We start from the raw sequence: 25,806 nt of genomic DNA, 5'->3' as shown, positions 1-25,806 counted from the left end.
GGGCGCCCGTCAGTGCCGGTGGCCGCTCTCGCCAAGTCCCCCGACGCGGTCAAGGAGACCGGTGCGGAGGCCGTCCGGCGGCTGCGGGCACGGGGCCTGGCCCCCCCGATCCTGATGACCGGCGACAACAAGGCGGTCGCGGGCTGGGTCGCAGCCGAAGTCGGCATCGACGAGGTCGTCGCCGACGTCATGCCGCAGGAACAGGCCGACGTCGTCCGGAAGCTGCAGGAGCAGGGGCGGAGCGTCGCCATGGTCGGCGACGGTGTCAACGACGCCTCGGCTCGCGCCCGGGCCGATCCGGGTCTGGCCATGGGCACGGGTACCGACGCGGCCATCGAGGCCGGGACCTGACTCTCGTGCGGGGGGACCTGTGGGCCGCCGCCGACGCGATACGGCTCGCCCGGCGGACGCCGGGCACGATCCGCCTGCGCGGCTTCCGCGCCGCGGCCTGACGGCCGGGAGACCGAGGTCCCCGGCGGGGGCCGGGGACCTCGGTTTGCGTAGGTCTGCCGAGAGCGGCAGGGTTCGGGGGTGTGGCCACTCTGCTGATCGTGCATCACACCCCGTCGCCCAACTGCCAGGCGCTGTTCGAAGCCGTCGTCGCGGGGGCGACCGCGGACGACATCGAGGGTGTACGGGTCGTGCGCCGGGCGGCGCTCTCCGCCACGGCGTCCGACGTGCTCGCCGCCGACGGCTATCTGCTCGGAACACCCGCGAACCTCGGCTACATGTCCGGAGCCCTCAAGCACTTCTTCGACCAGGTCTACTACCCGTGCCTCGACGCCACGAAGGGCCGCCCCTTCGGCTTCTGGGTACACGGGGGCAACGACGTCACCGGCGCCGTCCGGGGCATCGAGGCGATCACCACCGGCCTCGGCTGGCGGCGTGCGGCGGAGGGCGTGACCCTCACGGGAGAGCCTGGCAAGGCCGACGAGGAAGCCTGCTGGGAGCTGGGCGCGACCGTGGCCGCCGGTCTCATGGCCTGACGTCCGCCACCACCGTGACATCGGCCGGGAGGCCCGGGACGCGGCCGGCGTACGGGATGTTGGTTCCGCTGTCCGGGAACCGCACCCGCCCCATAGAATGGACCTGTGAGTCCAGTAATGGAGGTGCCGGGATGCCGCCCATGAAGCCCACCGAGCAGCGGCTCACCCCCAAGGGGGCAGCCACCCGCAGTCGTATCGTCGAGGGCGCCGCGGCGCAGATCCGGGCCGGGGGCGCCGCGGCGAGCACGCTGGACGACATCCGCGCGCGCACCTCGACCAGCAAGAGTCAGATCTTCCACTACTTCCCCGGTGGCAAGGAGGAGCTGCTGCTCGCGGTCGCCGCGCGTGAGGCCGAGCTGGTCCTGGAGGACCAGGAACCGCACCTCAGTGACCTGGGCAGCTGGGAGGCGTGGCAGGACTGGCGGGACGCCGTCCTCCGCCGTTACGAGCAGCAGGGCGTCACCTGTCCGCTGGGCGTGCTGATGACCGAACTGGGCCGCACCACCCCCGCCGCCCAGGTGCTCACCGGTCGGCTGATCGACCAGTGGCAGGCCGCTCTTCGCCGCGGTGTCCGGCGTATGCAGGACTGCGGTGAGATGGACGCGGGACTGGACGCCGATCGTACGGCGGCAGCCCTGCTCGCCGCCGTACAGGGAGGCGTGGCCATCCTGATGTCCACCGGCCGGGTCACGCACCTGGAGGCCGCGCTCGACACCACGCTCGGTCTGCTGCGGGCCACAGCCCCGGGGGCCGGCCTCCGCCAGGAGTGACGGCCAGGCCCCCTACCGGAGGCGTGGCTGTCGTCGGAGGGGGAGGCGGGCGCGCCCGTCGGGAGCGTGCGGTTCGCCGGGCGGTCCCGTGCCGGCGTCCGGAGCGGCAGGAGCGGGCGATCGCGCCGTGCCTCGCGGTGGTGCCGTCCCCCGATTCGCTCAGTGCAACCGCCAGCTGAGCTTTCCGCCACCCACCCACCGGACGGCGGCCGGGTCGTCCAGGTCGTGTACGGGGATTCCGGCCGCGGCCGCGGCGATGAGCACGTCGGTCACAGCGGTCGCTGTTCCGATCACCTCTCCGTCGATCTCCACGATGCGGAACGGCGGGTCGCCGGGCTGAACGGGCAGCACGGTGATCCGCGGGTTCGGGAACTGAGGGGTGTAGGTCATGCGGGATCGGTTCCACGGGACCGCGCTCCCTATGCCTGAATGAGGCCGCAGTGAGCCTTATGACCGATTTACTCAGTTATGCAGGATTTATCCTGTAATCCATAAAAGGCCATTTCGTGTGACCTGGGGACCTTCGTGAGGGTGCAAATCGCCCTTATCGGACCCAGTGACCAGCGTCACCCTCAACCCCCCGGACGCCGAAACGGGCCCGCCGGTTCCCTTGTGTGCCAAGAGGGATGGGAGGGGCTGTGTGCGATGGATTACAGGAATTACCGAAATTCGATCTTGCGCTTGAATTTTGATCATTACTCCGGGCTTGTTCCTTTCGCTATTTCTCGCCTACGGTCACCCTCATTCCGGATGGAACGCCGAATCCTGCCGCCGTCCGGTTACCCGACCACTTCTCGTACGGCAGGAGCGGGGGACCCAAGTAAGCGCCGACCCGGTGTCCGGGACGGCTCGGGGTGAAGTCGCATGTCATGCGGCCGGGCATCTCCAGCTCGAACCCGACAGCTCACTTCGTAGGCGACGGAGAGGAATTCAGCATGCCCGTTTTTTCCAAGCCCCGTCGTTCCAGGACCAGTTCGCTGAAGCGCGGCGTCATCGCCGTGACCACGGGTGGAGTCGCTCTCGCGCTTCCCGTGATCGGCGCGACCGGTGCCTTCGCGGCCCCGGCCCAGCCGGCCGCCGCTGAAAAGACGGTGACGTCGACTGCCCTGTCCGCACAGGGAATTGCCGCAAAGCACGCCACGCCCAGGAGCTATTCCGTCGTCATCGGCGACACTCTCGCCAAGATCGCTCGCGAGCATTCTGTCCACGGCGGCTGGAAGGCTCTCTACGAGGGCAACAAGAAGGCTGTCGGAGCGAACCCCGACCTCATTCACCCCGGCCTCGAGCTGACCATCGGCGGCAAGCACGGGAAGAAGTCCGCGGACAAGCCGGCGAAGGCCGACAAGGCCGCCAAGACCGAATCCAGGGCTTCCGGCCGCGCGGACCGTTCGGAGCGCGCGAGCACCGGACTCGCCGCACAGGGCGCACCCGCCGCGCAGGCGGTTCCCGCCGCCGAGCGGACCGCGTACACGAACGACCTCGACGGCTGGATCAGGGAGTCGCTGGCCGTCATGGCCGAGCACGGCATCCCCGGCAGCTACGAGGGCATCCACCGCAACATCATGCGCGAGTCGTCCGGCAACCCGATGGCCATCAACAACTGGGACTCGAACGCCGCTGCGGGCATCCCGTCCAAGGGTCTGCTGCAGGTCATCGACCCGACCTTCCAGGCCTACCACGTGCCCGGCACGTCGCTGGACAGCTACGACCCGGTCGCCAACATCACGGCCGCGTGCAACTACGCCGCCGACCGGTACGGCTCGATCGACAACGTCTTCGGGGCCTACTGAGCCTCCGGCGACGCGTAACCCTCCCGCACGCGGCGTGTGAGGCAGGGGCAGGAACACAGGGTGGTACGGGTTCGGCGGAACCCGTACCACCCTTCCTTCGTGTACGGCGCCGGGTGGGGGCGGCGCGCGAAGGTGCCGGACCGCCCCACCGGGTGGTCCGGCTGCGGCGTCAGGCCTGCCGGGCCGCGGTCGACTGGTCTCGTACAGGTTCGTCGTCCATACTGCCCGCCGTGGAGCAGCGCATAGATTCCAACACCAAGCCCGAGTTCGCCGCGGGGACAGACCCGGCGTACATCCCAGGCCTGACGGCCCCTGCCCCCGCGCGGACGGAGGCGGATGCGGAGGCGGCCGACGCGGCACCGGAGGATGCCGGCGGGCACGACGACACGGACGTCCAGGACACGGCCGACATCCAGGACGCCGTGGTCGAGCAGCCGGCCGGCGACCGGGCGGCCGGTCCCGACGACGCGGTGCTGAGCGGCACGGCGGTCACCGACGACGACGAGGGGACTGCCGCCGTCACCGGCGCGGCGGGCACGGACGAGCCGGGCGCGACCGGCGACGGCCCTGTCTTCGAGGTCAGCGACCGGCGTGGATCCATCAGGGTGGACGCCGAGGGTGTCCGCTTCCGGCTGGACGACCAGGAAGCGGAGTTCGACTGGTCCGAGATCGGTGCGGTCGAGGTCACGACCGGCCGCTTCGGGCGCCGGTTCACCGTCACGGTCCACCTGTCGAGCCGCCGGTGGTTCAACGCCGAGGTCGAGGCCGACGCCCGGGGCCGCCTCAAGGAGTGGACGGCCGAACTGGACGCCGCGCTGGACGCCCACTTCGAAGAGGGCTGACCGGCCGCTCGTCCGCGGCCGCGCACCGGGCTCCGTGCGAGCCCGGTGCGCGGCATGCCGTGACGTGGTGTCAGGCCCGATCCGTCCCGTCGAGCACCACCGACCGGGTCAGATGGCGCGGCAGGTCCGGGTCGAGGCCACGGGCCGTGGCGCGGGCGATCGCCAGCCGCTGCACCCGGACCAGGTCGGCCAGCGGGTCCAGGTCGCTCTCCACCCAGCGCGCACCCGTCGCGCGCACCTGCTCGGCCAAGCCCTCCGGGGCGGAGCCGAACATCCATGTGGCGGTCCCGGCCGTGGCGATGCTGATGGGTCCGTGGCGGTATTCCATCGCCGGATACGACTCGGTCCAGGAAAGCGACGCCTCCTTCATCTTGAGCGCCGCCTCGTTGGCCAGCCCGACCGTCCAGCCGCGCCCCAGGAAGCTGAACTGGGTCGCCTCCAGGAGGCCTTCGGGCAGCGGTTCGGCGAGTGCGGTCTCCGCATCCCGTACGGCCTCCTCCGTGTGCAGCCCGAGGTGGGCGCGGAACAACGTCAGCGCGGTGGTCGCGAAGCGGGTCTGCACCACCGAGCGTTCGTCGGCGAAGTCGAGGACCACCACCTGGTCCGCGGCGTCCATCACCGGCGTCAGCGGGTCCGCGGTGACCGCGACGGTCCGGGTGGAGCCTCGCAGCCGGGTCAGCAGCTCCAGTACCTCGGTCGTGGTCCCCGAACGCGTCAGAGCGACCACCCGGTCGTACGTGCGGCCGAAGGGGAACTCCGAGGCGGCGTACGCGTCCGACTCGCCCTGGCCCGATTCCTCGCGCAGTGCGGCGTAGGCCTGCGCCATGTAGTACGACGTGCCGCAGCCGACGACGGCGATGCGCTCACCGGTGGCGGGCAGGGCCGCTCCCCGGGCCGCGGCGATCTCCGCGGCCCGGCGCCAGCACTCCGGCTGACCGGCTGTCTCGGTCTCGACATGGGACATGTCCGCACTCCGCTTCCGCTGCTGCTCGCGTCCGGTGGGATGACATGGACGAAACCGTCATCCGATTGATCGATTCTGCATATTACATGGGTCAAATGAACAAGAACAAGCATTCGGATCACTCTTGCGCGATCACGGGATGGGCTGTTTTCGGCCATGCTCGGTGGGTAGTCGGCTGAATGAGGTTCCGTCGCCACCTTCTGGGTATTCACCGTGCCGCAGGTGTCCATTGCGTGGCATACCGGATATCGGGCGGAAGATGGCCCGTAGGTGCGATGTGTGGTGACCCCGGACCGTCACCGGCGGGCGGCCGTCGGCCGACGGCAGGGGCGATTTCGCGTCACGGGCGCCACGAGTCCGCCGAGTTCGAACGCGCGGCCGGATCGAGGTCGGCATAATCACCTCATGTCGATCACGGGCGGGGACGTCGTTGTCCTCGGCAGCGGCCTGTACGCCTGGCTGCCGCCGAAGCGGGGGTGGGGGCTGGCCAACTGCGGCCTCCTGGTGACGGACCATGGCGCCCTGTGGATCGACACCCCCTACGACGCGGTGCTCGCGGGGCAGTTCCTGGCGGAGAGCCGGAAACTGCTGCCGGACGGGGTGAACATCGGCCGAGTGATCGTCACCCACGCCAACGGCGACCACTTCTGGGGCGCCGGCGTGCTTCCCGACGCCGAGATCATCGCCACCCGGGAGGCGCGCGAGCACATCCACTACGACCCCACCCCGCAGCAGCAGCACGCCCTGGTGGCCGGGAGCGACCCGGCGACGCCCCTCGGTGCCTACCTCGCCCGCCACTTCGGCGCCTTCGACTGGTCGGCCACCGAGCAGGTCACGCCGACGACCTACTTCACCGGGGAACTCGAACTGACCCTGGGGGACTGTCCGGTCCAGGTGATGTCCCTGCCACCCGCGCACACCGGTGGCGACCTCATCGTCCATCTCCCGGTGCAGCGAACGGTGTTCAGCGGTGACATCATCTTCTCCTCCACCCCCAGGCAGCCCGGCGACCACCCGGTGCACTGGGCGGGACCGCTGAGCAACGTGATCGACGCCTGCGAACGGGTCCTGGCCACGGGCGCCGAGGTGATCGTGCCCGGCCACGGGCCGGTACTCGATCCGGCAGGGGTGCGGGAGCACATCGGCTATCTCGCGTACGTGCGGGAATGCGCCCACGCCCTGCACGCGGCGGGTGTGCCCGCGCTCGAGGCGGCCCGCCGGGTGATCGGCGAGGGCCGCTACCCGGCGCTCGGGCTGCCGGAGCGGCTGGTGGTGACGATCGGGAGCGAGTACCGGCACCTGGACGGATCCGCGATGCCGGGAGTCCTCCAGGTGATGTCCGACGTGGCCGAGGTCGCCCGGGAGGCCGAGGCCGCGTGCACCGGCGGGCCGGCGTCGACCGCCGGCCGCGACGACCGGCGCGGGCCCCGCGGCGGCGCGGGCCGTGAGCCGTCCCCGACAACAGGAACGCGGTGACGCCGTGGTGGCATGGATCGTGGCCCTCATCGCCGTCCTGGCGGCGATGTGGTCCGCCTCACAGACGCAGCAGGCCAGGCGGGACGCCTACGGTGCCTCCGCGCGGGCCGAGCTGACCGAACGTCAGGCGAAGGCGGCGGAGGCCCGCACCGTCGCCCTCACCGAGGAGATACGCCAACTGGCAGAGAAGCGGATCCCCGCTGCGGCCACCGCCCTCTCCCACCGGACCGCGGCCGTCCCCGGTCTGCGGGAGGCCGCCGAGATCGAGGGTGATGCCGCGCGCCTGCTGACCGAGGCGGTACGGGCCGCGCGTACGGCGATCCTGGAGGAACGCCGCCGCGTCGACGCGGCGGCCCGGTCCGCCATGCGGGGAACCTCCGCCAAGATCCAGTCGCTGCTCAACCAGTCGCAGCACCTGCTGCAGGAACTGCAGCACGAGTACGACGACCCGCGCATCCTGCAGCTCGACTTCCGCAACGAACTGGCACTGCGCCGCACCCAGGCCACGGCCGTGCTCTGTGACGCTTGGCCGGGCCTCGCCCGCCAGAACTCCTCGCTCGTCGAGGTCGTGCTCGGCGCCCAGTCCCGGGTCGCCGGATACGAGCGCGTCAAGGTCGCCAACCACCTCCGCCAGGAGCGCCTCGCGCTGGTGGCCCGGGCCGCCGAGCCCCTCGCGATCGCGCTCGCCGAGCTGCTGGCCAACGCCACGGCCTACTCGCACCCGGACACCGAAGTGCCGGTCACGGTCCAGCAGGCCGCCGGCCGCGGTGCCCTCATCCTGGTCGACGACGCGGGAATCGGCATGGACGACGACGCGCTGAAGAGGGCACGCGCACTGCTCACCGGCCCAGCCGAGGTCCTGCTCACCGAACTCGGCGACCCGCCGCAGACCGGCTTCGCCGTGGTGGGACGGCTCATCGCGCGCTACGGCTTCAGCTGCCACATCGAGTCGTCGCCGTACGGGGGTATGCGCGCCATGCTTCGGATCCCGGCGCACCTGCTCACCGTGATGGACGACGACCGCACCCTGTCCGTGCTCGCACCGAAGCCCGTCCACGCGCGTTCGGGGGACGCGGACGCCGCACCCGTCACCGCGGGCACCGGCTCCACGGCCGCCGCCGGGGCGACCGGAGACCCCGCCGCATCGGAACCGGCGGCGGCCGGAGACCCCGGCGCACCCGCCACCGCCGACGGGCCGGACGGCGGCCTTCCGGCCGGGCTGCCCACCCGCCGGCGCCGCTCCCGCAGGACGGACGCCCCGGGTGCGCCCGCCGCCGCACGCGCGGCGGACGAGGAGCCGCCGGTGCTCCGTACCCCGGAACAGGCCGGAGCCGCCTGGACCGCCCTCCAGGAGGGCACCCTCAGCGGCAGGCAGGCTCCCGCGGCGGCGGGACCCGCACCCTCAGCATCCTCATCGGACGACCAAGGAGACGACGAGACGTGAGCACCACTCCCACCACCGGTGATCTCGCCTGGGTGCTGACCCCGTTGCTGGAACTGCCCGGCGTACAGCACGCCGTGGTGGCGACCGGTGACGGGCTCGTCGAGGGCGCCTCGCCCGGCCTCGACCGTGCGTCCGCCGAGCGTGTCGCCGCCATGACGGCCACCCTGCACGCGGCTGCCCGCGCCTTCACCACCGCGTTCACCGAGGCGGAGTCGCCGCGCCTGGCGCAGACGGTCGTGGAGTCCGAACTGGGCTTCGCCATCGTCGTACCCGCGGGCAGGAACACGACACTGGCGCTGTTCGCCGCGCCCGACGCGCACCTCGGCAACATCGCCTACCAGATGCAGGTGCAGGTCACCGCGCTGACCAGGGCCATGCACGCCCCCACCCGCCAACCGGACGCTGCCGCCCGGCCATGACCCCTGGCCCAGGGCGCCGCCTGATCCCCGCCTATCTGGTCACCGGTGGCCGTTCCGTGCCCACCGGCCCCGCGCTCGACCGTCTCGCCGTGCTCGTCCGCACGGACGAGCACGTCCCGCCGGACATCGGCTCGGAGCAGCGGAGGCTGTGCGAGCTCCTGGAAGGGGGAGCCCTCACCGTCGTCGAGTGCGCCGCCCATCTGGACCTGCCGGTCAGCGCCACGGTCTTCCTGGCCACGGACCTCGTGGCCGCGGGACATCTGCACGCTCGACCACCGATACCCCGTGCCGGTGAGATCGACCGGTCGCTCGTCGAGAGGCTGCTCGTTGGACTCCGTTCCCTCCACTGACCGGGGCGGCGTCGGCTATCTGCCGAGTGCTGCCGAGACCCTGATGAAGCTCGTCGTCACGGGTCCCTTCGGCGTGGGCAAGACGACCCTGATCCGCACCCTGTCGGAGATCCCGACCCTGCACACCGAGGAGGCGATGACACGGTCCAGCGAGGGTCTCGACGACACCGCCGGGCTGCCGGACAAGACCACGACCACGGTCGCCGTCGACTTCGGCCGGCTGACCGTGCAGGACGACCTGGTGCTCTACATGTTCGGCACGCCAGGTCAGGAGCGCTTCCTCCCGCTCTGGGAGGACATCGCGCGAGGCGCACTCGGTGCCCTCGTCATGGTCGACACGCGGCGGCTCGAGGACTCCTTCGCGGTGATGGACGTGGTGGAGGAGCAAGGACTGCCGTACGCCGTCGCCGTCAACCACTTCCCGGACGCCCCCGTCCACCCGGACGAGGTCCTGCGCAAGCATCTCGACCTCGACCCCCGCACCCCGCTGATCCAGTGCGACGCCCGCGAGCGCCGGGGCAGCATCGACGCCCTGATCGCGCTCGCCGAGCACGCGCTCACCCGACTGCCCGCGCCCCAGGAACCCTCATGACACCGCCCGTGCCCGCCATTTCACCCGCTCCCGCCACCTCCGGGAACGAGCCGCTCGCCCTGTACGGCCCAGGCTTCGCCGCCGACCCGCACGGCCACTACCGCAGACTGCGCGACCAGGGACCGCTCGCCCGGGTCCGTATCGCCCCCGACGTCGACGCGCTGCTGGTCGTCGACTACCAGGCCGCCGTCGACCTGCTGCGCGACACCGACACCTTCACCAAGGACCCGCGCGCCTGGCAGGCGGGGATACCGGCCGACTCACCCGTCCTGCCCGTACTCGGCCACCGCCCCACCGCGCTCTTCACCGACGGCGAGGTGCACGCGCGCTACCGGGACGCCATCAACGACACCCTCGCGCTGATCGAACCCCACCTGCTGCGCGCCGAGGTCACCGCGGTGGCCCGGCGGCTCATCACGGGGTTCGCGGCCAGCGGTAGCTGCGACCTCATCGCCGAGTACGCGCGTCGCCTGCCCCTGCACGTCTTCACCGCCGCCTTCGGGGTGGCGTCCGGAGCCACCGAGCGAGTGGTCCGGGGCATCGCCGGGATGATGGACTCGGCCGGAAACGCGGCGGCCGCCTACGACGACCTCGTCGGAGTCGTCGCCGGGCTCGTCGCCGAACGGCGCTCCAGGCCGCGCCGCGACCTCACCACGTACCTGCTCCAGCACCCCGCCGGTCTCGACGACGACGAAGCCGTGCGTCAGATCACCCTCATCATGAGCTCGGGCCACGACCCGACGACAAACCTGATCGGCAACGCACTCCTGCGCATGCTCGGCGACCCCGGGTACGGACGAGCCCTGCACGGCGGCGCAACGACCGCCCGAGAGGCGATCGACGACGTGCTCTGGCGCGATCCGCCCCTGGCCAACATGGGGGCGCACTACCCGCGTCACGACACCGAGTTCCACGGGGTCGCGCTGCGCGCCGGGCAGTTGGTCCTGGTCTCCTTCGCCGCCGCCAACACGCAGTCGCTGCCGTCCACCTCGGACCAGGCGGTGCGTTCGGGTGACGGTGCTCACCTGGCGTGGTCGACCGGCCCGCACCGGTGCCCCGCCAAACAGCCGGCCCTGCTGATGGCCATGACCGCGATCGAGGAGCTCACCAGCCAGCTCTGCGACCTCGAACTCGCCGTAAATCCGGGCGAACTGGTCTGGCGACCGGGCCCCTTCCACCGGGCGCCGGCCCACCTCCCGGTCCGCTTCACCCCCCTCGACACGCTCCCCGAAGCCGGGGGTTCAGGTACACCGGAAGCTGTCGATCACGTTCCGGCCCGTGTCGGTGGTACGCCGAACGGGTGAGGGACGAGAGAATTGCCCGATGAACAGCGAGCGCAGCCGGCGCACAGCCAACCGGCATACGGACGGGGTGGTTCTGTGAGCAGGTACGACAGGTACGACAGGTACGACGCCACCGATGAGCAGTGGGACGGGCTCGCCCAGGTCGTACCCCTGAGGGGGCGCAACGAATGGCCGTCCAGGGTCGACCACCGCACGGTCCCCGAGCAGCGCGAGGCGGCCGACCAACGACGCCTCGTCGTCCTGCGGGTGCAGGTGTTCGCGGACGCGCGCGAGGTGGCCGAGTACCTGGTGGCACAGATCCCCGTCCTGCTGGACCTCACCGGCGCCGAGAGCGACGTGGCCAAGCGCATCCTGGACTTCAGCAGCGGTGTGGTGTTCGGGCTGGGCAGCGGCATGCACCGGGTCGACCGCAACGTCTTCCTGCTCGCGCCGGTCGGCATGGAGGTCGAGGGGGTCACCGCCGTGGGCGTACCCCAATCGTAGGAAGGTCGCGCGGGCGGAACGGTTCGCCGCACAGGGGCGTGCGTACGGTCCACTCATGACTGTGATCCCCCTGGGGAAGACGGCCCCGCCGCCGTCCCGCGCGGACCGCCCCGCCCGCCCCCGCGTCTGCGAGGTACGGCTGGACGCCTTCGCCTCGCACCGCCGCACCGTCATCCCGCTCGACCCGTTCACCCTGCTCACCGGAGGCAGCGGATCGGGCAAGTCGAGCGCCTTACGGGGGTACGAGGCGCTGGCGCGGCTCGCCGCCGGTGAACCGCTGGCAGAGGTGTTCCCCGACCCGGCGGCGTGGGTGCCGGAGTGGGCCCGCGCGGACGCGCAGGGCCGGCGCGGATTCAGGATCGGCTGCACGGTGGACGGTCCGGCCGGCCGGGTGAGGCTGGATCTGGCCGTCCAGGCGGAACCCGCGCTGCGCATCGTCGGGGAGAGGCTGGCTGATCGTCAGGAAACCTTGTTCAGCACGGCGTTGAGGGAACCCCGCCGCGCCACGGTCCAGGCCGCCTGGCACTCCGCCGGGACCGTTCCGGTGACGCGCGCGCCCTTTCCGGGCGACCGCCTGGGAACAGCGCTCCTGCCCCTGCGGGTGGCGGGTGCGACGGGCGGGGAGCTGAGAATGCTGGCTGCCTCGGAGCAGGTCGTGGTGGCGCTGCGGTCCGTCTTCGTCTGCGATCCGCAGCCGGCGCGGATGCGCGCGGCGGTGCCGGCCGGGGAAGGGCGGCTGACCTCGGACTGCGGCAACCTCGCTGAGGTGCTCCACCGCACCCGCGCGCTGTGTGCCCGACGCTACGCGCGGCTGGTCGCCGGTGCGGACACCGGGTGCGCGGGGCCGGTGACAGGGCTGACCGCCGAACGGCTGGCCGACGGGACGACGCGGGCCCGGATGGAACGCGGACCGGGCCCCGGCACCCCCCTCGGCCGGCTCGGCGACGGCGAGCTGCGGTATCTCGCCCTGACGCTGGCGGTGTTGACCGGCTCCCGGGCCATGGCGGCCGACCCGCACAGCGAGGTGCCGTCGGCCATGCGGGCGGTCACCGTCCTCGCCGACGGACTCGACCGGAACCTGGACACCCGCCAGACCCGAGAACTGCTGACCCTGGCCGCGGCGGTCTGCGGGGGCGGCCACACGCGGCTCCTGGGCACGGTCGGCGAAGCGGCTGCGGCTGTGGCCCGGGCGGCCGGCGTGACAGTGGTAGACCTGGCACCGTGACGGAACTTGACGCAGCACAACTGCAACGGAGACTGGCCGACTTCGCGGAGTCCCGTGGCTGGGAGCCCTACCACACGCCCAAGAACCTGGTCGCCGCCCTCGGTGTCGAGGCTGCCGAACTCCAGGAGATCTTCCAGTGGCTGACGCCGGAGCAGTCGGTGCGGGTGATGGACGATCCCGGCACTGCGTTCCGCGTCGAGGACGAGGTCGCCGACGTCCTGGCGTATCTGCTCCAGTTCTGCGAGGTCCTGGGCATCGACGCGCTGGCGGCGCTCGCGGCCAAGATCGACCGGAACGAGGTGCGTTTCCCCGCTGCGGAGAGCACGGAGGCGCCGCCTCGTCACTCTTCGGAGTGATCGACTTATTCACATTCGACATCCTGTCCACAGATTTCCGATTTCCTCTGGCTTTCGTGTGCCACGCACCTCACTGTGGGTAATGAAGAGAGTGAGTGGGCTTTTCGTACCGGCAGTACGGCGGCCGGTATCGCCGACGGACATCAGCGACGGGGGACATCGCATGGAAGCGGAGCGGTTGATCGAGGCGGGTCGAAGGGCCCTGGCGGAAAGCACGGACGTGCCCGCTGTCATGGCGGAGGCGTGGCAGGCGCAGGCGCTCGCCCGCGCCGTGGGCGGCCACCTGGCCCGCTGCGGGCCCGCGGAGGTGCGGACCGAGGCGGGCGAGCTCAGTGACACCGGCGCCCCGGGTGCACCGGTGTCCGACCACCCCGTGGTCACCACGGGAGGCGTGCGGGCGTCACACCTCACCGAAGTGACGGATGTCGCGGGGACGTTGGCCGCCCTCGCCCTCTATCTCGGCGAGCTGGGCATCGCGCTCGTCGGCGTCGCCTGCGGGACTGACGAGGAAGGGCTCTACTGGCAGTGCATCGAGGCCATAGACGCAGCCGACGAGTCGGTCGACCGCGTGCACGGGATGCTGCGACGGCTCGCCGACCACGAGCGGGAGAGGGAGCCGGGCGGTGAGCGCGACGGACCGTACGGCGTGATCCGCGGGCCGGCGGACCCGGTGGCCGGCAGGCCGTGAAGGGGTGGGCCCGCTGCGTCACCGGGTCCGCCGGCCCGGGCGGGGCACGGGAGGCGGACGCGCAGGTCCCGAAGGTGCAGGATGGAGGCATGGATCTTCGAATCTTCACCGAGCCCCAGCAAGGGGCGAGCTACGACACCCTGCTCACCGTCGCCAAGGCCGCCGAGGACCTCGGCTTCGACGCCTTCTACCGGTCCGACCACTACCTGCGCATGGGTTCGGGCGACGGCCTGCCCGGACCGACGGACGCGTGGATCACCCTGGCCGGTCTGGCGCGCGAGACCAAGCGGATCCGCCTGGGCACCCTCATGACGGCCGGGACCTTCCGCCTGCCCGGGGTGCTGGCCATCCAGGTCGCCCAGGTCGACCAGATGTCCGGCGGCCGCGTCGAGCTGGGCCTCGGCGCCGGCTGGTTCGAGGAGGAGCACAAGGCGTACGGCATCCCGTTCCCCAAGGAGAAGTTCGGCCGTCTGGAGGAGCAGCTGGCCATCGTCACCGGCCTGTGGGAGACGGAGACCGGCAAGACGTTCAGTTACGACGGGACGTACTACCAGCTGACCGACTCACCAGCACTGCCGAAGCCCGCGCAGACGAAGATCCCGGTGCTGATCGGCGGCCACGGCGCGGTCCGCACGCCCCGTCTCGCCGCACGGTACGCCGACGAGTTCAACATTCCGTTCGCCTCCCTCGAGGACAGCGAGAAGCAGTTCGGCCGGGTCAGGGACGCAGCCGTCGCCGCGGGCCGTGCGCCCGACGATCTGGTGTACTCCAACGCCCTGGTGGTCTGCGTCGGCAAGGACGACGCGGAGGTGGCACGGCGGGCGTCCGCCATCGGGCGCGACGTCGAGGAGATCAAGGCGAACGGGCTGGCCGGCTCGCCCGACGAGGTCGTCGACAAGATCGGCCGCTTCGCCGCGATCGGCGCCTCCCGCATCTACCTCCAGGTGCTGGACCTGGACGACCTGGACCATTTGGAGCTGATCGCGTCGCAGGTGCAGTCGCAGCTGCGCTGACGCCTCCGGTGGGCGGCGAGGCACGGCACGGTGCGGCCGGCGGCATCACTACAGCGAGGAGCGGCCGTGAACACTGCCCGGACACTGGAGGTTCCGTCCCGTCGTCCCCTCGGCGAGGCCCTCGCCGAGGGGACGGTCCTCCTGGACGGCGGCCTCTCCAACCAGCTGGAGGCGCAGGGCTGCGACCTGTCCGACGCCCTGTGGTCGGCCCGGCTGCTCGCCGACGCGCCCCAGCAGATCGAGGCGGCCCACACGGCCTATGCGCGGGCCGGGGCGCAGGTGCTGATCACCGCCAGTTATCAGGCCACCTTCGAGGGGTTCGGCAGGCGGGGGATCGGCCGTGCGCGGGCCGCCGAGCTGATGGCCGGGAGTGTGGAGTCGGCGCGCCGCGCGGGCGCGGTGACCGGACGGGAGCAGTGGGTCGCCGCCTCGATCGGGCCGTACGGGGCCATGCTCGCGGATGGCAGCGAGTACCGGGGCAGGTATGGGCTGACCGTCCGCGAGCTGGAGAGCTTCCACCGACCCCGGGCGGAGACGCTGGCCGAGGCGGGGCCCGACGCGCTGGCCCTGGAGACGGTGCCCGACATCGACGAGGCCGAGGCGCTGCTCCGGGTGGTCCAGGACCTCGGGGTGCCGGTGTGGCTGTCGTACAGCGTCGCCGACGGCCGGACCAGGGCCGGACAGCCCCTGGAGGAGGCCTTCGGGCTCGTCGCGGGCATCGACCAGGTGATGGCGGTCGGCGTCAACTGCTGCGACCCCGCCGACGCGGACCGTGCGGTGGAGGCGGCGGCCGCGACGGGCAAGCCCGTGGTCGTCTATCCGAACAGCGGGGAGTGGTGGGACGCCACCGCCCGGCGGTGGACCGGTAGCGGCACGTTCGAGGCGGCCCGGGTGCGGGACTGGCAGCGCGCGGGCGCGCGCCTGATCGGCGGCTGTTGCCGGGTGGGCCCGCGCGACATCGAGGAGCTGGCCGGACGAGTGGGGTGGTCGGGAGTATGAACGGCCGGGCCCCCTGACGTTGTGCTGCACCGTCGCCGGTGCAGCACCGTCACGGAGCCCGGAGCCCGGAGCCCGGTGCGCGGGTCGGTCTGGTCCTGCCGAATTGACCGATCGACCCGAACTCCCCTCCTCCACGGGCCCCGACGACTGCTGGGGCGACGCTCAGAGCAGCTGCCTCATGCCTGGGCGAGAGGGAGCGACGGGCGGGGTGGCGGCGAGCTCGGCCGTCTGCAGCGCCGTGATGCGCTCGATGATGAGACCCAGGAGGACCGCCGCCGCGATCATGAGCGCCTCCGACATCACGAGGAGGCCCACCGGTGCCGCAAGCGTGGATACCACCGCGTGCGCGATCAAGGCGGCCCACCAGAGGTTCACCGGCGCCGTGTCTCGCTTCTGCCCCCACGCCGGGGAGTTGGCGCGCCCGATGTCGAGGACGAGACGGCGCGGAACGAAGAGGTTGACCACCTGTACGAACCACGCGCCGATCGTGCATGTGCCGTTGCCGATCTCGCTGTGCGAAGCCGCAGGATGGATGTGGTTGACCGCCGCGTAGGCGAGATTCCGCGTCTGACAGAGCTTCGCCTTTCTGTTCAGCCATGTCGGATCACTGATTGCCGAGATTCTCGCGATTGAGGAAGGAGTGAACCAGTCAAGCGCGCGCCCGGCAGGGCGGCCGCGGGGCTTCGCCGGGCTCCCGCCGGTGGATGGACCAGGGCATGCCCTGGTAATCCGCTGTCGCAACAGGCCCACCGACGCACATACTCGGTCATGTGTTCCTGACGATCTCAACCACTGGCGACGAGCGGCACCCGGCTACTGACCTGGGGTTCCTCCTCCACAAGCATCCCGACAAGGCCCAGACGTTCTCGACCTCCCACGGCACGGCCCACGTCTTCTACCCCGAGGCGTCGCCGGAGCGGTGCACGGCAGCCCTGCTGCTGGAGGTGGACCCGGTGGCGCTCGTGCGGCGGGGCAAGGGGAAGGGCCGGGGCGGAGCGCCCGACGCGGCGCTCGCGCAGTATGTCAACGACCGGCCGTACGCCGCGTCGTCGCTCCTCTCGGTCGCGATGACGACCGTGTTCAAGTCCGCGCTGAACGGGGCGTGCCGGGCCATGCCCGAACGTGCCGCGGAGCCCCTGCCGCTGCGGATCGAGGTGCCCGCGCTTCCAGCACGTGGTGGCGCGGATCTGGTGCACAAGCTCTTCGCGCCGCTCGGCTGGACACGCGTGGAGGCCGTCACCGTGCCGCTCGACGAGCAGTTCCCGGAGTGGGGCGACTCGCGTTATGTGAGCCTGGTACTGGAGGGGGAACTCCGGCTCGCGGACGCACTGCGCCAGCTGTACGTCCTGCTGCCGGTGCTCGACGACGCCAAGCACTACTGGGTCGCGCCCGACGAGGTCGACAAACTGGTGCGGGCCGGAGAGGGCTGGCTGGCCGGGCACCCTGAGCAGAAGCTGATCACCAGCCGTTACCTCTCCCGGCGCTGGAGCCTCACCCGGCAGGCGACGGAGCGCCTGGAGCTGGTGAGGCTCGCCGAGTCCGACGACCTGGAGGTGGAGAGCGTCGACAACGCGGTGGACGAGACCACCGACACGGAGGAGCGTCCCGTGCCGCTCGCCGGCCGGCGTCGTCAGGCGATCGTCGAGGCACTGAGGGCCGCCGATGCGCGCCGGGTGCTCGACCTGGGCTGCGGCCAGGGGCAGCTGGTGCAGGAACTGCTCAAGGACGTGCGCTTCACGGAGATCGTGGGGGTGGACGTGTCGATGCGCGCCCTCACCGTCGCCGCACGCCGGCTGAAACTTGACCGGATGGGCGAGCGGCAGGCAGGTCGCGTCGCCCTGCGACAGGGTGCTCTGACCTACACCGACAAGCAACTGAAGGGCTACGACGCCGCTGTGCTCAGCGAAGTCGTCGAGCACCTCGACCTGCCGCGGCTCCCGGCCCTGGAATACGCGGTGTTCGGGTCGGCGCGACCCCGCACCGTGCTCGTCACCACGCCCAACGTGGAGTACAACGTCCGCTGGGAGACGCTCCAGGCCGGGCACGTACGCCACAGCGACCACCGCTTCGAGTGGACCCGGGGTGAGTTCCGCGACTGGGCAGGGCAGGTGGCCGCACGCCACGGCTACACGGTGGAGTTCGTACCCGTGGGGCCTGACGACCCGGAAGTGGGCCCGCCCACGCAGATGGCCGTGTTCACGATGGCCGGGGCGGACGGCCGGGCGCCGGACGAGGCGGACGCGGACACCCGGAGCGCCCGGACCCGGCGGACCCCTCAGCCCACCGAGAGCCCGCAGTCCACCGAGTCCACCCAGAGCCCGCAGCCCACAGAGAATCCGCAGCCCACGCCGGAGTCGCCCGCCGTCACCACCACGAAGGAGGAGAAGGCCGCATGACCAGTACCAGTACCTCTCGCACGCTGCCGGTGACCGACCTGTCCCTCGTCGTGCTCATCGGGGCCAGCGGTTCGGGCAAGTCGAGCTTCGCCCGCAAGCACTTCAAGCCGACCGAGATCGTCTCCTCGGACTTCTGCCGCGGACTCGTCGCCGACGACGAGAACGACCAGAGCGCCAGCGGGGACGCCTTCGACGTCCTCCACTACATCGTCGGCAAGCGCCTGGCCGCGGGACGCCTCACCGTCGTCGACGCCACCAACGTGCAGTCCGAGAGCCGCAAGCAGCTCGTCCAGCTGGCCCGTCAGCACGACGTGCTGCCCATCGCCGTCGTCCTGGACACGCCCGAGGAGCTGTGCCTGGCGCGCAACGCGGGCCGCCCCGACCGCGCCGGCATGCCCCGTCACGTAGTCCAGCGCCACCGCCGCGAACTGCGCCGCTCGCTGCGGGGCCTGGAGCGTGAGGGCTTCCGCAAGGTGCACGTCCTGCGCACCGAGGAGGAGGCGGATTCGGCCGAAGTGGTCCTGGAGCGACGCTACAACGACCTCCGCCACCTCACCGGCCCCTTCGACATCATCGGGGACATCCACGGCTGCAGCTCCGAGCTGGAGTCACTGCTCGGCAAGCTCGGTTACGCCGACGACGGAGCGCACCCCGAAGGGCGCACCGCCGTCTTCGTGGGTGACCTCGTGGACCGCGGTCCCGACAGCCCCGGAGTGCTGCGCCGGGTCATGGCGATGGTAGCGGCGGGTCAGGCCCTGTGTGTGCCGGGCAACCACGAGAACAAGCTCGGCCGCTATCTCAAGGGCCGGAAGGTCCAGCACAGCCACGGTCTCGCCGAGACCGTCGAGCAGCTGGAGCGGGAGGACGAGAGGGACCCCGAATTCCGGAAGCGCGTCGCCGAGTTCATCGACGGACTGGTGAGCCACTACGTCCTGGACGAGGGAAAGCTGGTCGTCTGCCACGCCGGGCTGCCCGAGAAGTACCACGGGCGCACCTCCGGACGAGTCCGGTCGCACGCCCTGTACGGCGACACGACGGGCGAGACGGACGAGTTCGGCCTGCCCGTGCGCTACCCGTGGGCGGAGGACTACCGGGGCCGGGCAGCCGTGGTCTACGGCCACACCCCCGTCCCCACCACCTCCTGGGTCAACAACACGCTGTGCCTGGACACCGGAGCGGTGTTCGGCGGGAAGATGACGGCGCTGCGCTGGCCCGAGCGCGAGATCGTGGACGTACCGGCCGAGCGGGTCTGGTACGAGCCGGTGAAGCCGCTGAGCACCGAGGCACCCGGAGGGCGGGAGGGCCGTCCGCTGGACCTCGCCGACGTGCAGGGGCGCCGTGCCGTCGAGACGCGCCACATGGGCCGCATCGCGGTGCGGGAGGAGAACGCCGCGGCGGCGCTGGAGGTCATGAGCCGGTTCGCCGTCGACCCGAGGCTGCTGACCTATCTCCCGCCGACGATGGCTCCGACGGCCACCTCCCGCGAGGACGGCTACCTGGAGTACCCGGCGGAGGCGTTCGCGCACTACCGCACGGACGGCGTCGCCAAGGTCGTCTGCGAGGAGAAGCACATGGGCTCGCGCGCCGTCGCGCTGGTCTGCCGCGACGCCGACGCCGCGCGCGAGCGGTTCGGCACCGGGGGCGCCTCCCACGCCTTCGGTTCCGGGGGGAGCCCCACCGGCGCGCTGCACACCCGCACCGGGCGGCCCTTCCTGGACGACGAGGCGCTGACCGAGGTCGTCCTCGGCAGGCTGCGCACCGCGATCACCGCCGCCGGGCTGTGGGACGAGTGGCACACCGACTGGGTGGTGCTCGACGCCGAGCTGATGCCGTGGTCCCTCAAGGCGGCCGGACTCCTCCGCTCGCAGTACGCGGCGGTGGGCGCGGCAGCCGGCGCGGCTCTGCCCGTCGCGGAGAAGGCCCTGGCTGCCGCGGCCGCCCGCGGTGTGGACGTCGGCGGTCTCGCCGGGCGTCAGCGAGGTCGCGCCGAGGACGCCGCGGCCTTCACCGAGGCGTACCGCCGCTACTGCTGGAGCACGGAAGGGCTGGACGGGGTCCGCCTCGCGCCGTTCCAGGTCCTCGCCGTGCAGGGCCGCTCGCTCACCTCCGTGCCGCACGACGTGCAGCTGGCCTGGCTGGACCGCCTGGTCGAGCACGACCCGACGGGTCTGCTCCAGGTCACCCGGCGGCTCGTCGTCGACACGGGGGACGAGGACTCCGTGCGTTCCGGGGTCGACTGGTGGCTGGAGATGACCGGCCGCGGCGGTGAGGGCATGGTCGTCAAGCCGCTCGGCGCGCTCGCCCGGGACGGCAAGGGCAGGCTGGTCCAGCCGGGCATCAAGGTGCGCGGCCGGGAGTACCTGCGGATCATCTACGGTCCCGAGTACACGCGGCCGGACAACCTGGAACGGCTGCGCTCGCGGTTCCTCGGCCACAAGCGCTCGCCCTGCGCGAGTACGCGCTCGGCCTCGAGGCGCTCGACCGGCTGGCCGAAGGGGAGCCGCTGTGGCGGGTCCACGAGGCCGTCTTCGCGGTTCTCGCCTTGGAGTCGGAGCCGGTGGACCCCCGGCTGTAGGCGGTCACGTCCCCGCCGGCACCTGCTGCCGGTGGGGACGTACTCCGTGCCGCCGGCGCGGTCAGGAGGTGATGCGCATCAGCGCGATGAGGTCGTCGCGGACGGTGAAGACGAAGTGCGAGGGACCGTTGTAGCCGTCGCCGCCCACCTGCGCCAGGACGGTGACCTCCTCGTCCCCGGCACCGGCCGACACCTCGGTGACGTCGAGTGTGACGTGCGCACCGATGAATTCCGCCTCGCTCCAGGCGCGTACCGCCTCGTACCCGGTGAAGACACGCCCCCAGTCGTCCACGGCCCCGTCCGGGGCGAAGGTCCGCAGCCAGGCGACGGTGTCATGGGCGTTGGCGGCGTCCAGGAACGCGGCGACGACGGGTGGCAGAGGTGTGCTGGTCGGCATGGAGGGACTGCTCCTTCGGCGTGTGGGGGATACGAGGCGTGGGGGACGGGGCCGTCGGCCGCCCCACCGGAGTCGTGTACGGGGAGGCCGCCCCGCACACGGGGGCGTGACCGGGGCGCCGCCCGGAGTGCGCGGACGGCGCGGGTGTGCTGACGGAGCTCAGTCTCGGTTGCCGGCGCGTCCGGTGGGGTCGTCGGCGCGCCGGGGAGCCGCGCCGTCCCGCCGGGCGGAATCGTGAATCGGCTGGCGGTTCGCGGGGTGAACGGCGCTCCGCGTGGTGAGGATGAGGACATGGGATTCCATGTCGACTCCGAGGCCGGGCGGCTGCGCCGCGTCATCCTGCACCGCCCCGATCTGGAACTGAAGCGGCTCACACCCAGCAACAAGGACGCGCTGCTGTTCGACGACGTGCTGTGGGTGCGCCGCGCCCGCGAGGAGCACGACGGGTTCGCCGACGTACTGCGCGACCGGGGCGTGGAGGTCCACCTCTTCGGCGATCTGCTCCGCGAGTCCCTCGACATCCCGGTGGCGCGCAGGCTCGTCCTCGACCGGGTCTTCGCCGAGAAGGAGTACGGCCCGCTCGCCACCGAGCACCTGCGTGCGGCCTTCGAGGAACTGCCCGCCGCCGAACTCGCCGAGGCCCTGATCGGCGGGATGACGAAGCGGGAGTTCCTGGAGCGGCACGCCGAACCGACGTCGGTCCGCTTCCACGTCATGCACCTGGACGACTTCCTGCTGAGCCCCCTGCCGAACCACATCTTCACCAGGGACACCTCGGCCTGGATCTACGACGGGGTGTCCATCAACGCGATGCGCTGGCCCGCCCGGCAGCGTGAGACCGTCCACTTCGAGGCGATCTACCGGCACCATCCGCTGTTCACCGGCCCCGAGGCGGGCGCCTTCCACCACTGGTCGGAGGGGCAGGACGACTATCCGTCGACCATCGAGGGCGGCGACGTGCTTGTGATCGGGCGGGGAGCCGTCCTGATCGGTATGAGCGAGCGCACCACCCCGCAGGCCGTGGAGATGCTGGCCAGAGGGCTCTTCGACGCGGGGTCGGCCAGGACCATCGTGGCGCTGGACATGCCCAAGCGGCGGGCGTTCATGCACCTCGACACGGTGATGACGATGATCGACGGGGACACGTTCACCAAGTACGCCGGTCTGGGGATGCTCCGCTCCTACACGATCGAGCCGGGCAGCGGCCCCCGTGAGCTGAAGGTCACCGATCATCCGCCCGAGCACATGCACCGCGCCATCGCCGCCGCGCTCGGTCTGGACAGGATCCGGGTGCTCACCGCCACGCAGGACGTGCACGCCGCCGAGCGGGAGCAGTGGGACGACGGATGCAACGTCCTGGCAGTGGAGCCCGGGATCGTCGTCGCGTACGAGCGGAACGCCACCACGAACACGTATCTGCGCAAGGAGGGCATCGAGGTCATCGAGATCCGCGGGAGCGAGCTGGGACGCGGCCGGGGCGGCCCGCGGTGCATGAGCTGTCCGGTGGTCCGCGATCCCGTGTGAGGGGTGGCGGCCGCGAGGGCGCGGAGACGGTGGGCGCACGGACCAGCCGGGTCCTGTATAGCAATACGGTGGCTCGTATAGACTTCCAGGATATTCGTCCGTACGCCCTCAGCCCGACCCAGGAGCAGTCACCATGGCCATAGACCTCACAGGCCGCCATTTCCTCAAGGAGCTGGACTTCACGGCCGAGGAGTTCCGCGGCCTGGTCGCCCTTGCGGCGGAGCTGAAGGCCGCCAAGAAGGCGGGCGAGGAGGTGCAGCGGCTCGCCGGCAGGAACATCGCGCTGATCTTCGAGAAGACCTCGACGCGCACCCGCTGCGCCTTCGAGGTGGCCGCGGCGGACCAGGGCGCCTCCACCACGTACCTCGATCCCTCGGGCTCGCAGATGGGGCACAAGGAGTCGGTGAAGGACACGGCCCGGGTGCTCGGCCGGATGTTCGACGGCATCGAGTACCGGGGTGACAGTCAGCAGACCGTCGAGGAACTCGCCGCATACGGTGGCGTCCCCGTCTTCAACGGGCTCACGGACGACTGGCATCCCACCCAGATGCTCGCCGACATCCTCACCATGACCGAGCACAGCGACCTGCCCCCGGAGCGGATCTCCTTCGCCTATCTCGGGGACGCCCGCTTCAACATGGGCAACTCCTACCTGATCACCGGCGCCCTGCTCGGCATGGACGTGCGGATCGTCGCGCCCTCCGCCTACTGGCCGGCGCAGGAGATCGTGGACCGGGCGTACGCGATCGCGGAGTCCAGTGGTGCCCGCATCACCCTCACCGAGGACGTCGCCAAGGGTGTACGGGGCGCCGGGTTCGTCGTCACCGACGTCTGGGTCTCCATGGGGGAGCCCAAGGAGGTCTGGGACGAGCGCATCGCCGCCCTCGCGCCCTACGCCGTGACGATGGACATCCTGCGTGCCACCGGCGTCGACGACGTCAAGTTCATGCACTGCCTTCCGGCCTATCACGATCTCGGCACCAAGGTGGGCCGGGAGATCCACGCCCGCCACGGGCTGACGGAGCTGGAGGTCACCGAAGAGGTCTTCGAGTCCGCGCACTCGATCGTGTTCGACGAGGCCGAGAACCGGATGCACACGATCAAGGCGGTCCTCGTCGCGACGATGGCGGGCGACCCGGTCGACGCATGAAAATGCACCTGATTGGGTGAACATACGGACAAGTAGCTACGATGGCGTCATTTGGTGGGGTTCGGGCTCGCACGCTCGAACCCCCTTTTTCGTGCCCTCGGCCAGAAGCGCCGCGCACGCCCGAGCCCCCCACAGGCTCAGTTCCACGTTCCACCAGAGAAGAGATCCGTCCCCCCATGAGTCCCCACACCCACGCCCCACGACGCCCCCCTTCCGGCGCGGGGGCGCGCATCAAAAGCCCCGCCCTGCTGCTCGCCGAGTCCGGAACCGACCTGGAGGGGCACGGCCTGCGGCGCACCATGGGCCTCTTCCAGCTCGTGTGCTTCGGGGTCGGTGCGATCGTCGGTACGGGAATCTTCGTCGGCCTGTCCGACAGCGTCGCCGAGGCGGGCCCGGCGGTCGTCTTCTCGTTCGTCCTCGCGGCGGTCACCTGCGTCTTCACCGCGTTCTCCTTCGCCGAACTCGGCGGCGCCATCCCGGTGTCCGGAAGCTCGTACTCCTTCGCCTACGCCACGCTGGGGGAGCGCGTCGCGTTCCTCGTGGGCTGGTGCCTGCTCCTGGAGTACGGCGTCTCGGTCTCCGCGGTCGCGGTCGGGTGGAGCCAGTACGTCAACGAACTGCTGGACAGTCTCATCGGCTGGAGCCTGCCGGCCGCGCTCTCCTCGGGGCCGGCCGACGGCGGCGCGGTGAACCTGCCGGCGGTCGTCGTGATCATGATGGCGGCCACGCTGCTGGTGCGCGGAATCCGCGAGAGCGCGGGCGCCACTGCGGCGATGGCGGTGCTGAAGATCGGCATCCTCGTCGCGTTCTGCGTGATCGCCTTCACCGCCTTCGAGGACGGAAACCTCTCGCCGTTCGCCTCCCACGGCACGGCCGGGGTCACCGCGGGAGCGTCGGTGGCGTTCTTCTCGTACATCGGCTTCGACGCGATCACCACAGCGGGTGAAGAGGTCAAGGACCCGCGCAGGAACATCCCGATCGCGATCATGATCTGCATCGGAGTGGTCACGCTGCTCTACTGCGCCGTCGCTCTCGGGGCCATCGGCGCGCTCGGCGCGGACGCCGTCGGGGACAAGCCCGCAGCGCTCTCGCTGGTGGTCGACAAGGTCACCGGGTCGGACGTCGGAGGCGGGATCATCGCCTTCGGCGCGGTCGTCGCCATCGCGTCCGTCGTCCTCGCGGTGATGTACGGGCAGACGCGGATCCTGATGTCCATGTCCCGCGACGGGCTCGTCCCCAGGGTCTTCGAACGGGTGTCCCCCAGGACGCGGACGCCGGTCGCCAACACGTGGATCGTGGCGGTCGTCTTCGCGGTCCCCGCGGCGTTCTCGTCCCTGGACGTCGTCGTGAACCTCACGACCATCGGCACGCTCGCCACCATGGCGGTCGTGAACGTCGCCGTCATCGCCCTGCGCCGCCGCAACCCCGAGCTGAAGCGTTCCTTCCGGGTGCCGCTCTACCCGGTCAGCCCGATCCTGGGCGTCGGCTTCTGCGTGTACCTGATGTACGGGACGGGCTGGGGGACCTGGGTGCAGTTCGTGGCCTTCGTGGCGGTCGGCGCGCTGGTGTACGCGCTGTACGGCCGCCGCCGCTCCCGGCTGGTCAGTCCCGGGGAGCCGGGGGACCGGACGGAGTCCGGCCCGACGGCAGGGTGAACCAGACGGCCTTGCCGTGCTCCGTCGGGCGGTGACCGCAGGCGGAGCTGAGGGCGCGTATCAGCAGAAGGCCGCGCCCGTGCTCCTGCCACGGGTCCTGCGTGCTGCCGGGCAACAGGCCGGAGAGGTCGCCGGGCGGCCCGGGGTCGTGGTCGTGGACCTCCACCTGGCAGCCCGACGCCAGGAGCTCGACCACCAGCTCGATCGGCCCCGAGCCGTCGGTGTGCTCGACGGCGTTGGCGACCAGTTCCGCGGTCAGCAGCTCGGCCGTGTCGCTGTCCGCGGGCGCGTCGAGGTCCGCCAGGGCCGTGCGCACGAGGGTGCGGGCGATCGGCACGGCGGCGGTGGAGTGCGGCAGGGCGATACGCCAGGAGGCGGGCTGGGGCGCGGGGGTGTCGGACGGCAAGG

Annotated in this window: 25 protein-coding genes, 2 pseudogenes and 1 riboswitch; of the genes and pseudogenes, 22 read left to right on the top strand and 5 right to left on the bottom strand. The window is 71.3% G+C overall.

From position 1 onward, the window contains the following. The 3 genes and pseudogenes from OG206_RS07475 to OG206_RS07465 all read left to right on the top strand — a co-directional run. Positions 1–449 (top strand): annotated as a pseudogene (locus OG206_RS07475) (HAD-IC family P-type ATPase); the annotation flags it as partial. An 84-nt stretch (positions 450–533) separates the two neighbouring features. Next, positions 534–986 carry a flavodoxin family protein gene (locus OG206_RS07470; protein WP_327113531.1) on the top strand — a complete coding sequence of 151 codons (453 nt, stop codon included), beginning with the start codon at positions 534–536 and terminating at the stop codon, positions 984–986. Between the two features lie 131 nt (positions 987–1,117). Next, positions 1,118–1,756: a TetR/AcrR family transcriptional regulator gene (locus tag OG206_RS07465; protein ID WP_442805813.1), complete on the top strand. Its 639-nt coding sequence runs from the start codon at positions 1,118–1,120 to the stop codon at positions 1,754–1,756. A gap of 159 nt (positions 1,757–1,915) precedes the next feature. Here OG206_RS07465 and OG206_RS07460 read toward each other — a convergent pair whose 3' ends face one another. Beyond that, a complete protein-coding gene (locus tag OG206_RS07460; protein WP_327113529.1) occupies positions 1,916–2,146 on the bottom strand; it encodes a hypothetical protein in 231 nt (76 codons plus the stop codon). A 356-nt stretch (positions 2,147–2,502) separates the two neighbouring features. Next, positions 2,503–2,689: riboswitch (cyclic di-AMP (ydaO/yuaA leader) on the top strand. Between the two features lie 2 nt (positions 2,690–2,691). On the opposite strand from OG206_RS07460, the gene OG206_RS07455 reads away from it, so the two are divergent. Both OG206_RS07455 and OG206_RS07450 read left to right on the top strand, forming a co-directional pair. Then, positions 2,692–3,546 carry a LysM peptidoglycan-binding domain-containing protein gene (locus tag OG206_RS07455; protein WP_327113527.1) on the top strand — a complete coding sequence of 285 codons (855 nt, stop codon included), beginning with the start codon at positions 2,692–2,694 and terminating at the stop codon, positions 3,544–3,546. Positions 3,547–3,776: 230 nt separating this feature from the next. Further along, entirely contained in the window at positions 3,777–4,388 is a 612-nt protein-coding gene (locus tag OG206_RS07450) for a hypothetical protein (protein WP_327113525.1), read from the top strand. Between the two features lie 70 nt (positions 4,389–4,458). On the opposite strand, the gene OG206_RS07445 is transcribed toward OG206_RS07450, so the two are convergent. Continuing rightward, the gene (locus tag OG206_RS07445) at positions 4,459–5,352 is read right to left on the bottom strand and encodes an SIS domain-containing protein (protein ID WP_327113523.1); all 894 of its coding nucleotides are present in this window, start codon (positions 5,350–5,352) and stop codon (positions 4,459–4,461) included. 405 nt (positions 5,353–5,757) lie between these two features. Here OG206_RS07445 and OG206_RS07440 point away from each other — a divergent pair, with 405 nt between their 5' ends. From OG206_RS07440 to mmuM, 12 genes are all read left to right on the top strand, one after another. Continuing rightward, positions 5,758–6,828 carry an MBL fold metallo-hydrolase gene (locus tag OG206_RS07440; RefSeq protein WP_327113521.1) on the top strand — a complete coding sequence of 357 codons (1,071 nt, stop codon included), beginning with the start codon at positions 5,758–5,760 and terminating at the stop codon, positions 6,826–6,828. After that, positions 6,797–8,272, top strand: a complete 1,476-nt coding sequence (locus tag OG206_RS07435) for an ATP-binding protein (protein WP_327113519.1) — start codon at positions 6,797–6,799, stop codon at positions 8,270–8,272. Before OG206_RS07440 ends, OG206_RS07435 begins: the two co-directional genes overlap by 32 nt. Continuing rightward, a complete protein-coding gene (locus OG206_RS07430) occupies positions 8,269–8,691 on the top strand; it encodes a roadblock/LC7 domain-containing protein (RefSeq protein WP_327113517.1) in 423 nt (140 codons plus the stop codon). Before OG206_RS07435 ends, OG206_RS07430 begins: the two co-directional genes overlap by 4 nt. Next, entirely contained in the window at positions 8,688–9,041 is a 354-nt protein-coding gene (locus tag OG206_RS07425) for a DUF742 domain-containing protein (RefSeq protein WP_327113515.1), read from the top strand. The genes OG206_RS07430 and OG206_RS07425 overlap by 4 nt, the downstream gene beginning before the upstream one ends. Continuing rightward, complete coding sequence (locus OG206_RS07420) at positions 9,019–9,633, top strand: GTP-binding protein (RefSeq protein ID WP_327113513.1); 615 nt, start codon at positions 9,019–9,021, stop codon at positions 9,631–9,633. The genes OG206_RS07425 and OG206_RS07420 overlap by 23 nt, the downstream gene beginning before the upstream one ends. Further along, entirely contained in the window at positions 9,630–10,937 is a 1,308-nt protein-coding gene (locus OG206_RS07415; RefSeq protein WP_327113511.1) for a cytochrome P450, read from the top strand. Before OG206_RS07420 ends, OG206_RS07415 begins: the two co-directional genes overlap by 4 nt. A gap of 75 nt (positions 10,938–11,012) precedes the next feature. Next, the gene (locus OG206_RS07410; protein ID WP_327113509.1) at positions 11,013–11,420 is read left to right on the top strand and encodes a cell division protein SepF; all 408 of its coding nucleotides are present in this window, start codon (positions 11,013–11,015) and stop codon (positions 11,418–11,420) included. Between the two features lie 55 nt (positions 11,421–11,475). After that, entirely contained in the window at positions 11,476–12,645 is a 1,170-nt protein-coding gene (locus tag OG206_RS07405) for an ATP-binding protein (RefSeq protein ID WP_327113507.1), read from the top strand. Next, complete coding sequence (locus tag OG206_RS07400; protein ID WP_327113505.1) at positions 12,642–13,001, top strand: nucleotide pyrophosphohydrolase; 360 nt, start codon at positions 12,642–12,644, stop codon at positions 12,999–13,001. The genes OG206_RS07405 and OG206_RS07400 overlap by 4 nt, the downstream gene beginning before the upstream one ends. Positions 13,002–13,164: 163 nt before the next feature. Next, positions 13,165–13,689 (top strand): DUF6099 family protein, encoded by a 525-nt coding sequence (locus tag OG206_RS07395; protein ID WP_327113503.1) that lies wholly within the window; start codon positions 13,165–13,167, stop codon positions 13,687–13,689. An 89-nt stretch (positions 13,690–13,778) separates the two neighbouring features. After that, the gene (locus OG206_RS07390; protein ID WP_327113501.1) at positions 13,779–14,702 is read left to right on the top strand and encodes an LLM class F420-dependent oxidoreductase; all 924 of its coding nucleotides are present in this window, start codon (positions 13,779–13,781) and stop codon (positions 14,700–14,702) included. Positions 14,703–14,768: 66 nt separating this feature from the next. Beyond that, positions 14,769–15,701: a homocysteine S-methyltransferase gene (gene mmuM, locus OG206_RS07385; RefSeq protein WP_327113499.1), complete on the top strand. Its 933-nt coding sequence runs from the start codon at positions 14,769–14,771 to the stop codon at positions 15,699–15,701. A gap of 162 nt (positions 15,702–15,863) precedes the next feature. Here mmuM and OG206_RS32590 read toward each other — a convergent pair whose 3' ends face one another. Continuing rightward, a complete protein-coding gene (locus OG206_RS32590) occupies positions 15,864–16,451 on the bottom strand; it encodes a DUF4328 domain-containing protein (RefSeq protein WP_442805811.1) in 588 nt (195 codons plus the stop codon). A 20-nt stretch (positions 16,452–16,471) separates the two neighbouring features. On the opposite strand from OG206_RS32590, the gene OG206_RS07375 reads away from it, so the two are divergent. Both OG206_RS07375 and OG206_RS07370 read left to right on the top strand, forming a co-directional pair. Then, on the top strand, positions 16,472–18,097 hold the full coding sequence (locus OG206_RS07375) for a 3' terminal RNA ribose 2'-O-methyltransferase Hen1 (RefSeq protein ID WP_327113495.1): 1,626 nt from the start codon (positions 16,472–16,474) through the stop codon (positions 18,095–18,097). Beyond that, positions 18,094–20,672: pseudogene (locus tag OG206_RS07370) on the top strand (polynucleotide kinase-phosphatase). Before OG206_RS07375 ends, OG206_RS07370 begins: the two are co-directional and overlap by 4 nt. 61 nt (positions 20,673–20,733) lie before the next feature. On the opposite strand, the gene OG206_RS07365 reads toward OG206_RS07370, so the two are convergent. Next, entirely contained in the window at positions 20,734–21,069 is a 336-nt protein-coding gene (locus OG206_RS07365) for a nuclear transport factor 2 family protein (protein WP_327113493.1), read from the bottom strand. Between the two features lie 291 nt (positions 21,070–21,360). On the opposite strand from OG206_RS07365, the gene OG206_RS07360 reads away from it, so the two are divergent. The 3 genes from OG206_RS07360 to OG206_RS07350 all read left to right on the top strand — a co-directional run bounded on the left by OG206_RS07360 (position 21,361) and on the right by OG206_RS07350 (position 25,398). Continuing rightward, positions 21,361–22,593 (top strand): arginine deiminase, encoded by a 1,233-nt coding sequence (locus OG206_RS07360; protein WP_327113491.1) that lies wholly within the window; start codon positions 21,361–21,363, stop codon positions 22,591–22,593. Positions 22,594–22,726: 133 nt separating this feature from the next. Further along, positions 22,727–23,743, top strand: coding sequence for an ornithine carbamoyltransferase (gene argF, locus OG206_RS07355; protein WP_327113489.1), 1,017 nt, complete (start codon positions 22,727–22,729; stop codon positions 23,741–23,743). Between the two features lie 176 nt (positions 23,744–23,919). Further along, complete coding sequence (locus tag OG206_RS07350) at positions 23,920–25,398, top strand: amino acid permease (RefSeq protein WP_327113487.1); 1,479 nt, start codon at positions 23,920–23,922, stop codon at positions 25,396–25,398. Here the strand turns inward: OG206_RS07350 and OG206_RS07345 are convergent. Continuing rightward, positions 25,346–25,804 carry an ATP-binding protein gene (locus OG206_RS07345; protein ID WP_327113485.1) on the bottom strand — a complete coding sequence of 153 codons (459 nt, stop codon included), beginning with the start codon at positions 25,802–25,804 and terminating at the stop codon, positions 25,346–25,348. The genes OG206_RS07350 and OG206_RS07345 overlap by 53 nt on opposite strands. Positions 25,805–25,806: the final 2 nt, after the last annotated feature.

It is taken from the genome of Streptomyces sp. NBC_01341 (genome assembly GCF_035946055.1).
Classification (GTDB): domain Bacteria; phylum Actinomycetota; class Actinomycetes; order Streptomycetales; family Streptomycetaceae; genus Streptomyces.
Note: the sequence above shows the minus strand (reverse complement) of the source record. Positions and strands in the feature narration are given on the sequence as shown.

Excerpts from the sequence above, each read along its gene's own strand:
- OG206_RS07440 (WP_327113521.1), top strand. The coding sequence starts at position 5,758 with ATGTCGATCACGGGCGGGGACGTCGTTGTCCTCGGCAGCGGCCTGTAC.
- argF (WP_327113489.1), top strand. The coding sequence starts at position 22,727 with ATGGCCATAGACCTCACAGGCCGCCATTTCCTCAAGGAGCTGGACTTC.
- OG206_RS07395 (WP_327113503.1), top strand. The coding sequence starts at position 13,165 with ATGGAAGCGGAGCGGTTGATCGAGGCGGGTCGAAGGGCCCTGGCGGAA.
- OG206_RS07350 (WP_327113487.1), top strand. The coding sequence starts at position 23,920 with ATGAGTCCCCACACCCACGCCCCACGACGCCCCCCTTCCGGCGCGGGG.
- OG206_RS07390 (WP_327113501.1), top strand. The coding sequence starts at position 13,779 with ATGGATCTTCGAATCTTCACCGAGCCCCAGCAAGGGGCGAGCTACGAC.
- OG206_RS07405 (WP_327113507.1), top strand. The coding sequence starts at position 11,476 with ATGACTGTGATCCCCCTGGGGAAGACGGCCCCGCCGCCGTCCCGCGCG.
- OG206_RS07465 (WP_442805813.1), top strand. The coding sequence starts at position 1,118 with ATGCCGCCCATGAAGCCCACCGAGCAGCGGCTCACCCCCAAGGGGGCA.
- OG206_RS07460 (WP_327113529.1), bottom strand. The coding sequence starts at position 2,146 with ATGACCTACACCCCTCAGTTCCCGAACCCGCGGATCACCGTGCTGCCC.
- OG206_RS07445 (WP_327113523.1), bottom strand. The coding sequence starts at position 5,352 with ATGTCCCATGTCGAGACCGAGACAGCCGGTCAGCCGGAGTGCTGGCGC.
- OG206_RS07415 (WP_327113511.1), top strand. The coding sequence starts at position 9,630 with ATGACACCGCCCGTGCCCGCCATTTCACCCGCTCCCGCCACCTCCGGG.
- OG206_RS07360 (WP_327113491.1), top strand. The coding sequence starts at position 21,361 with ATGGGATTCCATGTCGACTCCGAGGCCGGGCGGCTGCGCCGCGTCATC.
- OG206_RS07455 (WP_327113527.1), top strand. The coding sequence starts at position 2,692 with ATGCCCGTTTTTTCCAAGCCCCGTCGTTCCAGGACCAGTTCGCTGAAG.
- OG206_RS07365 (WP_327113493.1), bottom strand. The coding sequence starts at position 21,069 with ATGCCGACCAGCACACCTCTGCCACCCGTCGTCGCCGCGTTCCTGGAC.
- OG206_RS07425 (WP_327113515.1), top strand. The coding sequence starts at position 8,688 with ATGACCCCTGGCCCAGGGCGCCGCCTGATCCCCGCCTATCTGGTCACC.